We start from the raw sequence: 14,274 nt of genomic DNA, 5'->3' as shown, positions 1-14,274 counted from the left end.
TTCTTTTTAGTAAAGAAAGGTTTTTGTATAATGCAATTATATAACTAAATTTGCAGTTGCTTTTGAAGTACAATAACTCAAACAGGTGATTGTTTAATACCGAATAAACGAAATGAAAAAATACGTCGGATTATCTCTTTTGGCTTTGGCTTTTGTAGGATGTTCTCCTTTGCAAAAAGCCATGAAATCAGAAGATTTAGAATTTAAAAAAGAGGTTGCAAATCAATATTTTGATCAACAAAAGTATAGAAAAGCGATTCGATTATATGAACAAGTAGAGACTTCTTTTCGAGGTCGACCAGGGTATGAGGATATGTACTTTAACTTTGCTGAGGCATCGTATTTGACGAAAGATTATATGTTAGCAGCAGAGCGATTCAAATTATTTGCGGCAACGTATCCAAGAGCAGAGCGACGTGAAGAAGCTTTGCTAAAAGAAATTAAATGTGGTGTGGAATTATCACCTGTTTATTCGTTAGACCAAACGATTACGGATGCGACTATAGGTAAATTACAAAAGTTCATTGACCAATATCCAGAGTCCAATTTTGTTTTTGAAGCCAATTCAATTATGAGTGCAATGAATAAAAAGCTGGAGAAAAAAGCTTTTGAAAATGCAAAACAATTGAATACGATTGGTGCTTATACAAGGAATTACGGTTCTGCTATTGTTGCTTTGGATAATTTTATCTACGATTTTCCTGGAACAGAATACAAAGAAGAAGCCTTATATTATAAATTCGATTCAGCCTATAAATTGGCAATGAATAGTGTTTATAGTCGATTGGAAGAGCGATTAAACAATGCAAAAGGAATGTACGATGCATTGATTCGCTTTAACAGCGAAACCAAATACAAAGAGAAAGCAGATAAGATGCTTGCAGAAATAAACACAGAATTACAAAAAATTTCAAAATAACCGAAGCGTAAAATGGATTTAAAGAAAACAACTGCTCCAGTAAACACAATTACTTATAACAAAAGTAAAATTGAAGAGCCAACTGGTAATATCTATGAAGCTATTACTATTATCGCAAAAAGAGCCAGTCAAATCAACGTTGAAATTAAAAACGAATTGATTGATAAGTTAGAAGAGTTCGCTACTAACAATGACAGCTTAGATGAGGTTTTTGAAAATAAAGAGCAAATTGAAGTATCAAAGTTCTATGAAAAACTTCCTAAAGCTCAAGCCTTAGCGGTAGAAGAATGGTTGGAAGGAAAAGTTTCATACAAAGAAGTTAACCAATAGCATATAGTAAAACATGTCAGTGTTAAGCGGAAAAAAAATAGTACTAGGTGTAACTGGTGGGATTGCCGCTTATAAAACGGCAAGTTTAGTGCGATTACTTAGTAAAGCAGGTGCCGAAGTCCAAGTGATTATGACACCTGCTTCGCATCAATTTATTACCCCGTTTACTTTATCTACTTTATCCAAAAAACCGGTGTATACCGAGTTTTTTAATTCAAAAGAAAGTGGAACATGGAACAATCATGTTGACTTAGCGCTTTGGGCGGATTTGATGCTTGTTGCCCCAGCAACAGCGAATACTTTAGCTAAAATGGCACATGGATTATGTGGCAATCTACTTTTAGCGGTTTATATGTCTGCCAAATGTCCGGTCTATATAGCGCCTGCTATGGACTTAGATATGTATATACACCCGTCAACAGCACAAAATTTAGCAACCTTAACTTCCTATAATCACGTGATAATTCCTGCAGAAGAAGGAGAATTAGCTAGTGGATTAATTGGAAAAGGGAGAATGTCTGAACCTGAGACGATTGTTGCAGTGCTCGAAGCATCTTTAAGTAAAGATTTACCTCTTCAAAATAAAAAAATACTAATTACGGCAGGTCCGACATACGAACCGATTGATCCCGTGCGTTTTATTGGGAATCATTCCTCTGGAAAAATGGGCTATGATATCGCCAAAGAAGCAGTCAAGAGAGGAGCAACAGTACTCTTAGTAAGTGGTCCAACCAACCAAAAGATAGAAGACTCTCGCGTACATGTGATTCCTGTGATATCAGCTCAGGATATGTATGAGGTCTGTCATCAGTATTTTGACGAAGTAGATGTTGTTGTAGCTGCAGCTGCTGTGGCAGATTATCGTCCTAAAGATGTAGCAACACAAAAAATAAAAAAGAAGGCTGATGAGTTTAGTATAACAATGGATAAGAATCCAGATATACTAGCTTCTTTAGGTGCGATTAAAAAACAACAATACCTGATAGGTTTTGCTTTGGAAACAGAAAACGAAGTGGAGCACGCCAAGGAAAAGATTGTCAAGAAAAATCTCGACTTGATTGTGTTAAACTCGCTTAATGATACAGGTGCAGGTTTTGGAAAACCAACCAATAAGGTTACCTTTATTGATCGCGCTTTTCATATTGAACCCATGGAGTTAAAATCAAAAGAGGCGGTCGCTCAAGATATTGTCAATAAAATCATGCAACACTATGAATAAACTTTTTGGACTTTTTGCTTGTTTTTTTCTTTGGATTGGCACAAGTCATGCACAAGAATTAAATGCTAATGTTAGTGTGAATTTTGCACAAGTAGGAAATACACATCAAAACTATTTTCGCACCTTAGAAAAGTCTTTAAAAGAATTGTTGAATCAAACGACGTGGACCACTCAACGAATCAATTCCAACGAAAAAATTGATTGTACTTTTTTGTTGACCGTGAACTCGTTTGATAATAATGCTAATATTTCAGGTACCTTACAAGTACAGTATGGTCGGCCTATTTTCAATACCACTTATACAAGTCCCGTACTAAATTTTAATGACAAGGACATGGCTTTTAGCTATACGGAGTTTGAACCGTTGCGCTATAGTGCTGGGACGTATGAATCCAACTTAATTTCGCTAGTCTCTTTTTATGTTCACGTTATCTTAGGGATGGACGCGGATACGTTTGCAAAAGAGGGGGGAAGCGCCTATTATCAAGAGGCTTCTGTTATTGCTTCTATGGCTCAGCAATCGGGAGTCAAAGGATGGAAACAAGGGGATGGTACTACGACGCGTTATACGTTAATTAATGACTTGACTTCGGGAGCAAGCAGACCTTTTCGCGAGGCTTTGTATACTTATCACCGCCAAGGATTGGATGTGATGAGTGAGAGCTTAGAAACAGGACGAGATGGTGTGTTTAAAGGATTAGAAGGATTGAGACAGTATAACACTGTTCGCTCTAATTCACTTTTAGTGCGCGTATTCTTTGATGCAAAAACAGAAGAATTATCCAACTTATACACAGGAGTTGCCGACAGAAACAAGAAGCGCGTAGTTGAAATATTACAGGCAATATCTCCCCTAAATGCTTCTAAATGGAATAATTTATAAGTATCTTTCAGCTGTAAAATTTAATCTTCTCGGCTTATGCTTACTTCATTGAGTATAAAAAATTTCGCTTTAATCGATCATTTAGAAATTGATTTTTTTAAGGGCTTCTCTATTATCACTGGTGAAACTGGTGCTGGAAAATCAATTGTATTGGGGGCATTAGGTCTTTTACAAGGAAAACGTGCAGACTTAGGTTCTCTTAAGAATAAAGAAGACAAATGTGTGATTGAAGGACACTTCAGTGTAGAACCCTATAAATTAGAAGAATTGTACTCTTTCTTGGATATGGATTATGAACCCATAACCATCATCCGAAGAGAAATTTTACCTTCTGGGAAATCTAGGGCTTTTGTGAATGATTCACCTGTAAACTTAACGGATTTACAAGAGCTAAGTGCTGTCTTGTTGGATATTCACTCCCAACATCAAACAAGCGAATTAAGCGAAGAAACCTATCAAATCAAAGTAATTGATGCTATTGCGAAGAACGAAGAAATCTTAGAAGCCTATCAGAAACAATTGAAAGTTTATAAGGCTGCAATTCAGGAGCTTAAGCAACTAAAAGAGGAGGAAATTGAGCTACTCAAAGAACAGGACTATAATGCTTTTCTGTTGGAAGAGTTAGAGGCTCTTCAGTTGGCAACGATTGATCAAGCAGAACTAGAAAGTGAGTTTGAAAAGTTAAATAATGTGGAGCATGTACGTGAAAGCTTCGCCTATGCTACGCAAATTTTAACGACAGATCAAATGGGAGTCATTCAAGGATTAAAAGAGTTGCGCCAAACGCTACAGAAAATAGCTGCTGTTTCGAAAGACTATGAAGAGCTGTACAACCGTGTGGTAAGTGCAGAAATTGAATTGGCTGATTTAGCTAATGAGATTGAGCGCGAAGTAGACCATGTCGTGCTAGATCCTGAACGGTTAACAGTTTTACATGAGCGTTTACAAGTGTTGTATGCATTACAAAAGAAACATCAAGTAAATTCTGTTGAAGAATTGCTCGCTATTGAAACTGCGTTAAATGACAAAGTATTTAAAGTAGGGGATGTACAAGAAAGAATTGCCACAATAGAAAAACAAATCGCTACTTTTCTTGCGAAGTTAGATGAATTGGCAGAACAGTTGTCTCAAGCAAGACAGCAGGCGATTCCTGCGTTACGTGAACAATTGGTTGAAATCCTGACCTTAGTGGGAATGCCTCATGCTACGTTTCAATTTGACTTTAAACAAGTTGATCAGTATTTAAACAACGGAAAAGATCAGATGCAATTGCAATTTTCAGCTAATAAAGGGATGGATTATGGCTTGCTAAAAAAAGTGGCGTCTGGTGGAGAATTATCGCGTATAATGTTGGCGATTAAAGCCATTTTAGCACGTTATTCTAATTTGCCAACCATTATTTTTGATGAGATTGATACCGGAGTGTCTGGTGAAGTGGCGGATAAAATGGGAGTAATCATGAAAGATATGAGTACGTTGATGCAGGTATTTGCCATTACGCATTTGCCACAAATTGCTGCCAAAGGACATCAACATTATAAAGTATATAAAGCCTCAGAGGGCGATTCTACAACGTCTAAATTGGTTCAGCTAACCCCAGAACAACGCGTGGATGAAATTGCTCAAATGTTGTCTGGAAAAGATATTACAGCCTCTGCTTTGCAACATGCGAAGGAGTTGTTGAATAGTTAACGGTTAACCGTAAACATAAAAAAAGCGACAAGAAGATTTATCTTCTTGTCGCTTTTTTTATTAAGACTTCGGTTGTTCAAAAATCGTATGGGTTGCTTGTTGTTTTTCAATGACTCTAAAGTAACCCAAGGCTTCTTTTTTGGGGGTAGTTAGATTCTTTACGTTTCCAGTAATTTGCCCACTAGGAACCTGAAAAGGTCCACCGCCATTATTTATCGCATCAGATAAACGCATGGTGAAATCGTAATAATTTCTAGAAATTTGCCCCAATTCGAAATCAATCTGTTCTCCAATTTCGATGTCTTTATCAGCAATGAACATGGATTCCATTCTATTTTCCTTGGAGTATTCATTGGATAGAACTACAGGATGAGGACGTTTTCTAGGTTCGTTAAACAAGAGATAATAGTAATTTAAGTTTTCATTTGCTCGAGGTACATCTTGATAATAAATACGTAGCACATAGTAATCATCATTAAAAAATGTTTCTCTTGTTTGTTTTACTTCTAAAATTTCAGGACTTGATCGATAGGCTTCCGTAGCTTCATACAAGTCGTTGTCATATTCAATTTTTAATTTGAAGCTATCTCCGTCATTTGGTTTGGCAATTTCTGTTGAATAATAACGTCCTGTTTGTTCTAATTCTTGGAAGAGGTATTGATTCCCTTCCTTGTCAATTAGGTGAACGCGAGCGTTGTTTACAGGAGGGATTTCCAAATTGAAGTAATCAGTAGTCAAGCTTAGTTTGACAAATACGGTATCGGTGATTCCTACTTTGTTAAAATCTAAGTTTCCTTCTACCACTAAACGCGGTTCAGCAGTAGGTAAATCAATATCAATTATTTCGGTACAAGAAGTAAGAGATAGCGCGAATACAAGAGTGATATAATAGAATGCTTTCATTTTACTTAGAATTTAAAATTGTACGTTACACTTGGTACAAAACCAAAAATAGACATTTTTTCCGCCTCATTTTTTCCGCGGATATCTTCATTTTCTCGGAAGGAAATTGAAGCGGCATTGTATCGGCTATATAAGTTGTAGATACCAAATACCCATTCGCCTTTCCAGCGTTTCGTTGCGTCTGGTTTTGGAGTATAGGTTGCGGATACATCCAAATGGTGATAGGCTGGCATCGTATTGGCATAGCGATCACCGAATTTAGGAACGCGTAGGCCTAAATATTCATATTGTCCTTCTGGATAGGTGATGGGACGACCAGATTGTAGGGTGAAACTCGCACCAAAGGTCCATTTCGGATTTAATTCGTATAGGGCTGTAATGGATAAATCGTGTAATTTATCATAAGAAGCTCTATACCATTCCCCGTTGTTGATTCCTGGTTCAAAAACCGTTCTTCCGGGTGTGCGTTGTTCAGCTCTGGATAGGGTATAGGCCACCCATCCCGTTAGTTTACCTAAGTTCTTTTTGAAGAGTACTTCCAAGCCATAAGCTCTAGCTTCCCCGTTTAAGATGACGCGTTCAATCGCTTCGTTTCCTACTAACTGTGCACCATCAATATAGTCAATACTGTTTTTTACTTTTTTGTAAAACACTTCGGTTTCCAAGCTATACATGCCATCCGTAAAGTTTTGGAAGTACCCTAAAGCAACTTGATCTACTAGCTCGGGGTCAGTATATTTACCACTAGGTGTCCAAATATCCAAAGGGGTGGGGGCAGCCGTATTAGACATTAAATGAATGTATTGTGTCATGCGGTTGTAACTCGCTTTAATCGATTGATTGTCGTTGATGATATAGGCAACGCCTAAACGAGGCTCAAGATTATTGAATTGCTCAATTGATTTATTCCTTTTGTAATAGGTGGTTTCTAAGATATCTGCCATCCTGTATACGCCCAATTGTTGGTCGTAAGCAACGGGTTGATTATTGGCATACGTATGTTCAATTCCCTTGCCTTTCGCATTAAAGTGAGAGAAGCGCAAGCCATAGTTTATACTAAAATGTTGCCCAAAACTTTGTTCCGCTTCCGCGTATACACTGCTTTCAGCCGCATATTTGTTGTCTATTTTTTTGTAGTTGATTGATGAATCACTCTTCGTTGGTTTGATGGTTCCTGGGTAGAAAATATATTCGGTGTGTCCAACCCCATAGCGCAATTGTAACGCAGGATTGATATCGTGTAAGAAATCGTATTTTAATTGAGCACTTTTAATTCCATTGGTCCAATTAAAGCCTACTAAGTCTAGATCTAAGTCATAGGTGTATTGGCTCGTAGATAATGACAGCGTTCCTGCGAGGTTATCGTTGTATAAGGTTTGCCACTCTAACGTAGCTGCAAGATTACCAAAGCTGTTTTTCATTAGATCCGTAAAGCTAAATACATCCATACCGTAATAGCCAGAAAAGTTGATTTTGTTCTTTTCATTGAGATCAAAGCTTAACTTGGTATTGATATCATAGAAGTAAGCCGAGTTTTTGTTGTCGGATAATTTCATGAACAAATGCGCATACGAACCACGTCCAGCAATTAAAAAGGAGGATTTTCCTTTTTGAATGGGACCCTGTGCGAGTAAGCGACTTGAAATTACGCCAATTCCTCCTTCAAAGGTATAATCTTCTTTATTTCCCTCTTTTTGAACCACATCCAAAACCGAAGAACCTCTTCCTCCAAAACGAGCAGGAATCCCTCCTTTATAGAGTTTTAGATCGCGTATAGCATCCGAGTTGAATACGGAAAAGAAACCAAATAAGTGAGATGAACTATATACGGTAGCATTGTCCAATAAAACGAGGTTTTGTCCTGCACTTCCGCCACGGACATTAAATCCAGCAGCCCCTTCTCCTGCATTGGTAACACCTGGAAGTTGAAGAATCGATTTTAAAATGTCCGTTTCTCCTAGTACGACAGGCATCTTCTTGATTTCTTCTGTCGTTAATTTGTTGACACTCATCTCAGGTGTACGGATATCTGCTTTGTTTCTATTTTGTACAATAACCACTTCTGAAAGTTCAGCATTGTCTTTAGCCAATACCACATCTAGGGTTTGATTTTTCGTCAAGTTTACGTTCTTGAATGTGTCGATATAACCCATGTAGGATATTTTTAAGGAATAGGTTCCTTCTTTTAAGGAGATGGAATACTGTCCTTTTTCGTTGGTAATGGCTCCATTATTAATTTCATTAATGTAAATTGTGGCTCCGATTAAAGGTTCTTGATTGTCTTTTATGGTTCCTTGTAAAAGGTAAGTCGATTGTCCTTTTACTCCCATTGTGATAAAGAACAAAGCACAACAAAAGAAGGCTGTTCTAAGTTGACAAGATAACATCATAGTTTAATCATTAATTCGAGTACGAAAGTAAATAAGTTTTACTTGTATTTGGGTAAATAACGTATCAAAGACAGAATTATTATCTTAATGGTTTTTGTATAAGTTTTTTGCAGTCAATGTGTTGGATGGAGTATCTTTAGTCCATAAACAATTTGACATGTGGAGATGGTATTCTAATATATGGTATCGCAATATTTTTGGACTATTGACCCTATGTCTCATTTTTGGTTTTATTCAATATACGAGTATAGGCGATAAAACCATTCGTGAGATTGTGTTGGAAATGGTTCCTGCTATTACGCTGATTTATTTCCTAATCTATATTAATAATGTATTCATTATCAAGCGTTTTTTGCTGAATAAAAAGTATGAATCATTTTTAATTTGGTTTGTGGTGTATGTAGTATTTAGCGTGTTTTGCTTGAGTCAATATTCGTTGTATACAGGCGAATTTAAGTCCTTGATTCTCGAAATTACCAATACGTTATTTTTTACTATATTGGGTACAGGAACCTATTTTATTCACCAATGGGCCTTTCAAAATATAACGTTGCGCGAGCGAAAGTTAGCCAATACGGTAGCGGAATTAGACTTTTTAAAAATGCAGTTGAACCCGCACTTTTTGTTGAATGCCATGAATAATTTATATGGCGAAGCCTTGACCAATCCCAATGATACACCCAATCGAATATTGCAACTCTCTCATTTGTTTCGCTATCAAATTGAAGCAAGTAAAAAAGAAGAGGTGCGATTGGAGTTAGAAATTGATTTTGTCAATGAATATTTAGATTACTATAAGTTTTCTAGTGATACCCTAGTGGTTCATATTGATTATCAAGGAAATTTAGAGTCCTATAGTGTGCCACCGTTGTTGTTTTTTAGCTTGGTTGAAAATGCAGTGAAGTTTAGTTTACAAACGGAACAACCAGCAATTGCAATTCAATGGAAAGAAGAAGAAGAAAAGATTTACTTTGAAATTACCAATAGCTGTCTGCCGATTGATAAACAGAAAAAAGGAACAGGATTGGGATTGAATAACCTCAAAAGACGATTAGAAGTATCAGGAATTAACGCTCGATTTAGTGTAGAAGGACAAAAGAATAGTTATAAAGCAAAACTGACATTATGGGGATTAAATACAACTGTCTAATAGTAGACGATGAAAAACCAGCACATCAAGTTTTGATGAGTCACATTAAACAATGTGAAGATTTAGAGTGTGTGGGAAATGCTTTTTCAGGTAAAGAAGCGTTGGCTTTTTTACAGCGAAATGAAGTGGATATTCTCCTGTTGGATATCAATATGCCCTTAATTTCTGGATTGGAGTTTTTGGATATGTTAGCCGTAAAGCCCATTACCATTATTACGACAGCTTATTCGGATTTTGCATTAGAGTCCTATGAAAAGGATGCGGTAGATTATCTGTTAAAACCCATTTCCTTTGGCAAGTTTTTAAAAGCGATTGAGAAAGCAAAAATATTTTGTAAAAATAGAAAAGACTCCACAGAAGAAATAAGAGAAAATGTATTGCGAATAAAAGAAGATGGAATGGAGGTTTTAATTGATGTGGATGATGTACTCTTTATTGAAAGTGCGGGGAATTACATCAAAATATTTGTAGAACATCGCAGTAAAAGCTATTTTGTGTATGGTTCTTTAATTAGCATCAAAACAGAATTGCCAGACCATTTTATTCAGGTTCATCGCTCTTTTATTGTAAATCGAAAGCAAATAGTAAAAAAAGAGTTAGGCAAAGTTACACTACAATCGAATATTGACATTCCTGTAGGAAGAAAATACCAGATTTTGATTGAATAATTGGAAATGGGAGATAGGAAAAGGGAAAAGGGTGGTTTTTTCCGAATAGATGATTGATCTACAAAGAAAAATGTATAGCGTCAACTATCAACTGTACACCGTTAACTGTACACCAATTTCTTTTTGCGTTTTCGTTGGCCTAGCATACTAATCGTGATGCAACCGAAGGCGAATGAAAGTGATGCCAGATTGAGGGTTTCTTTATAGAGAAATCGATCGATATTTTGCACGAGTAGTATCATACCGACGACCAAGAATAAAAAGAAGATACTTCGAGAGAAGGAGGTTGAAAAGCGTTTCATAATCAAACTATTTTAGGTTAACAAGTTTAAATATAGCGAATTATGTCGTGTTTTCAAAAAGAAAGGGAAAGAAATAAAAAAAGAAGAGTGGTGTAAAAAGAAAAAGTCTGCCGATGTTCGACAGACTTTTTTATGTTTAAAACGAGAATTCGTTTTATATTATAAGTGGATTACTTCACCGTAAGCATCAGCAACAGCTTCCATCACGGCTTCACTCATGGTTGGGTGAGGGTGAACTGCTTTTAAGATTTCATATCCTGTCGTTTCTAATTTACGCGCTACAACAGCTTCTGCAATCATATCTGTAACACCAGCTCCAATCATATGACAACCTAACCACTCGCCGTATTTTGCATCAAAGATAACTTTTACGAATCCGTCAGGTGTTCCACCTGCTTGTGCTTTTCCAGAAGCAGAGAATGGGAATTTACCCACTTTGATTTCGTATCCAGCTTCGATTGCTTTTTTCTCTGTTAACCCAACAGAAGCAATTTCTGGCGTTGCATACGTACATCCAGGGATATTTCCGTAGTCTAATGGCTCTACATGATGACCTGCGATTTTCTCTACACATAAGATTCCCTCAGCAGAAGCAACGTGTGCTAAGGCTTGTCCAGGAACAACATCTCCAATGGCATAGTATCCAGGGATATTGGTTTGGTAGAAATCGTTTACTAAGATTTTATCGCGATCTGTAGCAATTCCTACTTCTTCTAAACCAATATTTTCAATATTTGTTTTAATTCCAACTGCAGATAAAACGATATCAGCTTCGATGATCTCTTCTCCTTTTGCTGTTTTTACGGTTGCTTTAACTCCTTCACCCGTTGTATCTACTTTTTCAACAGAAGCATTCGTCATCACTTTGATTCCCGCTTTTTTCAATGAACGCTCGAATTGTTTTGAAATATCTTCGTCTTCTACTGGTACGATGTTTGGCATGAATTCAACTACAGTTACATCTGTACCCATTGCATTATAGAAATAAGCAAACTCAACCCCAATTGCTCCTGAACCAACCACAATCATTTTCTTTGGTTGTTTTGGCAAGGTCAACGCTTGACGGTATCCGATTACTTTTGTACCATCTTGTGGTAAGTTTGGTAATTCTCTAGAACGAGCTCCTGTTGCGATGATAATATGGTCTGCACTGTATTCTGTTACTTTTCCATCTTTATCTGTTACGTCAACTTTCTTTCCTGGCTTTACTTTTCCAAATCCATCGATAACCTCAATTTTGTTCTTCTTCATTAAGAATTGAACTCCTTTGCTCATTCCTGCAGCAACTCCACGTGAACGTGCAACTACAGCGTCGAAATCTTTATCAACTTCTCCATTAATTGTTAAACCATAGTCAGAGGCATGTTTCAAGTATTCAAATACTTGTGCTGATTTTAAAAGGGCTTTGGTTGGGATACATCCCCAGTTTAAACAAATACCTCCTAAATTTTCTCTTTCAACTACTGCGACTTTAAAGCCTAATTGAGATGCTCTGATTGCAGTAACGTAACCTCCAGGGCCACTTCCTAAAACAATAATATCGAATTTCATATGTATGTATTTCTATATTTTACGCTACGAAAATAATCATTTATTTCCGTACTTAAAACTTTCGGTTTGAAAAGTTGATTTGCCCTAAAACCTAGAAATGAAAATTTTTCCTCTAAAAGTCATTGGATGAGATAAAGGGTACAGTTTTTGTTTCTGAGCAATAAAGGGACAGAAAATAGAAACACCTCAAAAACAGCACAAATCTTTGCTTTTACGCTTTGTTTTTCCTGTCTTTTCCTAAGATTTTTTCCAGCAGTAGTCTGATAAGACTTATCGCAGCAAAGGAATATTAAAACGACCAACCATTATCATTTAGTAAAAAAAGGCTATGAAAAATAGTAATTCAGATCATGCTGAATTAGAAGAAGATTTTTTTTCAAAATCAGCTCTACTTAGCAATACAGCAGCTCTTGCGAATCACGTTATTTCTGGGGTTAATCAATTAGTAAAATTGACGTTTATTGCCGAGGGTAAAATCCTCAAACATTACAAACACTTTGAGTTAAAACAACAGGCAGATACTCATCACGAATTTGAAGTTTCGTTTAGTCACGATTGTTTAGAAGTTGAAGAGACCTATCAAATGCAAGAAGCCCGGAAGCTTTTGGGTAGTCGTTTATTGGTATCGATACACTACAAAAACGGTTTAGACAAGCCAGAGCGTTTTTTTTCGGGTGTAATAACGGAGGTTAATTTTGAACAGTCCCACGGAAGCCGTGGCTATTTAGTTATCAAAGGATATAGTCCCACGATTCTCTTGGATCGCGCTCTTCATATTCAGAGTTTTGGAGGGGATAGCCCAATACCGATAAGTGTCATTGTAGACGAGATTCTCCAAGAAGCCTATTACTGTAATGCCAAATATAAAGCATCCATACATTTGTTTACAAAACGGAATGTTTCTTATGCTTGTCAGTATAATGAAACACACTACAACTTTTTAGCCCGTCTAACAGCTGCCTATGGTTTGCCGTTTTATTATGATGGAGAAATACTTCAGGTAGGCAATATTCCCCAGGAAGAAAAACCCCTTGTTTTAGTGTATGGACGTGATGTAGATAATGTGAAGGTTGGTATTCACGGTTGTCACGTCAATCGAAATCTTTATGGATATAATAGTTTGAGTAATCAGAAGTTAAGCGCTACGGGTAGTAGCCAGTTAGAAATGAAAGGATCATTAGCCAAAGCTGCGTATGTGCGATCATCTCAATTTTTGACTGCACCTTCGTTACAGCAAGCTCCCATTGAAGCAGTAGTTGATCAAGATGTATTGCGCGTACAACGCGAGCGTATTGCCAATGAGGGAATTCGTTCTTTTGTCACAACTGGAACTACAACACTTCCGTTTTTATATCCCGGTTGTGTCGTGGAACTTCATATGCTAAACCCAGAAACGAAGCTCTCGAGCTACTTTACCTTATTGATGATTACAACTGTTCATCACCAGGTAGATGCTTTGGGAAAATACCAAGGTTATTTTGAGGCAGTAGATGCAGAAACAGGGTATATGCCTCGTATCGTTTATACCAATCCTACAGTTGAAAATCAAATAGCTACGGTAATTAGCCATGCGGACCCTTTATCTAAAGGCAGAGTGCAAGTGCGCTTTAATTGGCAGTTTAGCGGAGAAAAAACCACCTGGATCCGCGTAATGACACCCAATGCAGGAAGCAGTAAAGAAGTGAATACCAATAGGGGATTTGTGTTTATTCCAGAAGAAGGCGACCAAGTGATGATTGGTTTTGAGGGGAATGACCCTGATCGACCTTTTGTTTTGGGAAGTATGTTTCACGGTGAATCTGCTGGAGGTGCCGATGTGAATAATAAGCTAAAAATAGTAGCTACGCGTAGCGGATGTACCATTCAAATTGACGACGATGAAAACAAGGGAAGTATAACGGTAAAAGATCCTAGTGGTAATACGATTTATGCTGACGGGAATAGCAATATCACAGTTCATGCACCAGAAACAATTTTGCTAAACGCAAAAAATATCGAACTACAGGCAAGTGAGACAATCACCCAACAAGCAGGCAAGAATATCCATCTAACAGCCTATGAAAATCTGTATCAACAAATAGGAAAAAACTATAATCTCATTGCGAATAGCAGTAGTACAAGAATTATCACGTCAACAACTGTAAATACCAAGCAATACTATGTAACGAGTGAGGAAAGTCGAATCGATGCATTGGTGAAGAAAATAGAACTACAATCAGCAGCAGAAGTTGAGGTGAAAAGCAATAAAAAAGTGAATCTATATTAAC

General features: G+C 37.0%; 12 protein-coding genes. 8 read left to right on the top strand and 4 right to left on the bottom strand.

Features of this window, described 5'->3' with window-relative positions:
* Nucleotides 1–112 precede the first annotated feature (112 nt).
* The 5 genes from ACLJX0_RS10790 to recN are packed head-to-tail and all read left to right on the top strand — an operon-like array spanning nt 113 to nt 5,043.
* Nucleotides 113–919: an outer membrane protein assembly factor BamD gene (locus tag ACLJX0_RS10790; protein ID WP_410880381.1), complete on the top strand. Its 807-nt coding sequence runs from the start codon at nt 113–115 to the stop codon at nt 917–919.
* A 12-nt stretch (nt 920–931) separates the two neighbouring features.
* On the top strand, nt 932–1,249 hold the full coding sequence (locus ACLJX0_RS10785; protein WP_410880379.1) for a DNA-directed RNA polymerase subunit omega: 318 nt from the start codon (nt 932–934) through the stop codon (nt 1,247–1,249).
* Nucleotides 1,250–1,262: 13 nt separating this feature from the next.
* Nucleotides 1,263–2,468 (top strand): bifunctional phosphopantothenoylcysteine decarboxylase/phosphopantothenate--cysteine ligase CoaBC, encoded by a 1,206-nt coding sequence (coaBC, locus tag ACLJX0_RS10780; protein ID WP_410880377.1) that lies wholly within the window; start codon nt 1,263–1,265, stop codon nt 2,466–2,468.
* Nucleotides 2,461–3,351, top strand: a complete 891-nt coding sequence (locus ACLJX0_RS10775; RefSeq protein ID WP_410880375.1) for a DUF4835 family protein — start codon at nt 2,461–2,463, stop codon at nt 3,349–3,351. Before coaBC ends, ACLJX0_RS10775 begins: the two co-directional genes overlap by 8 nt.
* A gap of 36 nt (nt 3,352–3,387) precedes the next feature.
* The gene (gene recN / locus ACLJX0_RS10770; protein WP_410880373.1) at nt 3,388–5,043 is read left to right on the top strand and encodes a DNA repair protein RecN; all 1,656 of its coding nucleotides are present in this window, start codon (nt 3,388–3,390) and stop codon (nt 5,041–5,043) included.
* A 60-nt stretch (nt 5,044–5,103) separates the two neighbouring features.
* On the opposite strand, the gene ACLJX0_RS10765 is transcribed toward recN, so the two are convergent.
* Both ACLJX0_RS10765 and ACLJX0_RS10760 read right to left on the bottom strand, forming a co-directional pair.
* Complete coding sequence (locus ACLJX0_RS10765) at nt 5,104–5,946, bottom strand: DUF4249 domain-containing protein (protein WP_410880371.1); 843 nt, start codon at nt 5,944–5,946, stop codon at nt 5,104–5,106.
* A gap of 5 nt (nt 5,947–5,951) precedes the next feature.
* Nucleotides 5,952–8,333, bottom strand: a complete 2,382-nt coding sequence (locus ACLJX0_RS10760; protein WP_410880482.1) for a TonB-dependent receptor — start codon at nt 8,331–8,333, stop codon at nt 5,952–5,954.
* Between the two features lie 160 nt (nt 8,334–8,493).
* On the opposite strand from ACLJX0_RS10760, the gene ACLJX0_RS10755 reads away from it, so the two are divergent.
* A complete protein-coding gene (locus tag ACLJX0_RS10755) occupies nt 8,494–9,486 on the top strand; it encodes a sensor histidine kinase (protein WP_410880369.1) in 993 nt (330 codons plus the stop codon).
* Complete coding sequence (locus ACLJX0_RS10750) at nt 9,462–10,154, top strand: LytR/AlgR family response regulator transcription factor (protein ID WP_410880367.1); 693 nt, start codon at nt 9,462–9,464, stop codon at nt 10,152–10,154. The genes ACLJX0_RS10755 and ACLJX0_RS10750 overlap by 25 nt, the downstream gene beginning before the upstream one ends.
* 101 nt (nt 10,155–10,255) lie before the next feature.
* Here ACLJX0_RS10750 and ACLJX0_RS10745 read toward each other — a convergent pair whose 3' ends face one another.
* Nucleotides 10,256–10,456 (bottom strand): hypothetical protein, encoded by a 201-nt coding sequence (locus tag ACLJX0_RS10745; protein WP_410880365.1) that lies wholly within the window; start codon nt 10,454–10,456, stop codon nt 10,256–10,258.
* Nucleotides 10,457–10,615: 159 nt separating this feature from the next.
* A complete protein-coding gene (gene lpdA, locus ACLJX0_RS10740; RefSeq protein ID WP_286444073.1) occupies nt 10,616–12,007 on the bottom strand; it encodes a dihydrolipoyl dehydrogenase in 1,392 nt (463 codons plus the stop codon).
* A 328-nt stretch (nt 12,008–12,335) separates the two neighbouring features.
* Here lpdA and ACLJX0_RS10735 point away from each other — a divergent pair, with 328 nt between their 5' ends.
* A complete protein-coding gene (locus ACLJX0_RS10735; RefSeq protein WP_410880363.1) occupies nt 12,336–14,273 on the top strand; it encodes a type VI secretion system Vgr family protein in 1,938 nt (645 codons plus the stop codon).
* Nucleotide 14,274 lies beyond the last annotated feature (1 nt).

This window comes from Myroides sp. DW712 (genome assembly GCF_046557355.1).
GTDB lineage: Bacteria > Bacteroidota > Bacteroidia > Flavobacteriales > Flavobacteriaceae > Flavobacterium.
Note: the sequence above shows the minus strand (reverse complement) of the source record. Positions and strands in the feature narration are given on the sequence as shown.

What these genes read in the sequence shown, in the direction of transcription:
- ACLJX0_RS10790 (WP_410880381.1), top strand. Translation starts at nt 113, where the DNA reads ATGAAAAAATACGTCGGATTATCTCTTTTGGCTTTGGCTTTTGTAGGA.
- ACLJX0_RS10785 (WP_410880379.1), top strand. Translation starts at nt 932, where the DNA reads ATGGATTTAAAGAAAACAACTGCTCCAGTAAACACAATTACTTATAAC.
- coaBC (WP_410880377.1), top strand. Translation starts at nt 1,263, where the DNA reads ATGTCAGTGTTAAGCGGAAAAAAAATAGTACTAGGTGTAACTGGTGGG.
- ACLJX0_RS10775 (WP_410880375.1), top strand. Translation starts at nt 2,461, where the DNA reads ATGAATAAACTTTTTGGACTTTTTGCTTGTTTTTTTCTTTGGATTGGC.
- recN (WP_410880373.1), top strand. Translation starts at nt 3,388, where the DNA reads ATGCTTACTTCATTGAGTATAAAAAATTTCGCTTTAATCGATCATTTA.
- ACLJX0_RS10765 (WP_410880371.1), bottom strand. Translation starts at nt 5,946, where the DNA reads ATGAAAGCATTCTATTATATCACTCTTGTATTCGCGCTATCTCTTACT.
- ACLJX0_RS10760 (WP_410880482.1), bottom strand. Translation starts at nt 8,333, where the DNA reads ATGTTATCTTGTCAACTTAGAACAGCCTTCTTTTGTTGTGCTTTGTTC.
- ACLJX0_RS10755 (WP_410880369.1), top strand. Translation starts at nt 8,494, where the DNA reads ATGTGGAGATGGTATTCTAATATATGGTATCGCAATATTTTTGGACTA.
- ACLJX0_RS10750 (WP_410880367.1), top strand. Translation starts at nt 9,462, where the DNA reads ATGGGGATTAAATACAACTGTCTAATAGTAGACGATGAAAAACCAGCA.
- ACLJX0_RS10745 (WP_410880365.1), bottom strand. Translation starts at nt 10,456, where the DNA reads ATGAAACGCTTTTCAACCTCCTTCTCTCGAAGTATCTTCTTTTTATTC.
- lpdA (WP_286444073.1), bottom strand. Translation starts at nt 12,007, where the DNA reads ATGAAATTCGATATTATTGTTTTAGGAAGTGGCCCTGGAGGTTACGTT.
- ACLJX0_RS10735 (WP_410880363.1), top strand. Translation starts at nt 12,336, where the DNA reads ATGAAAAATAGTAATTCAGATCATGCTGAATTAGAAGAAGATTTTTTT.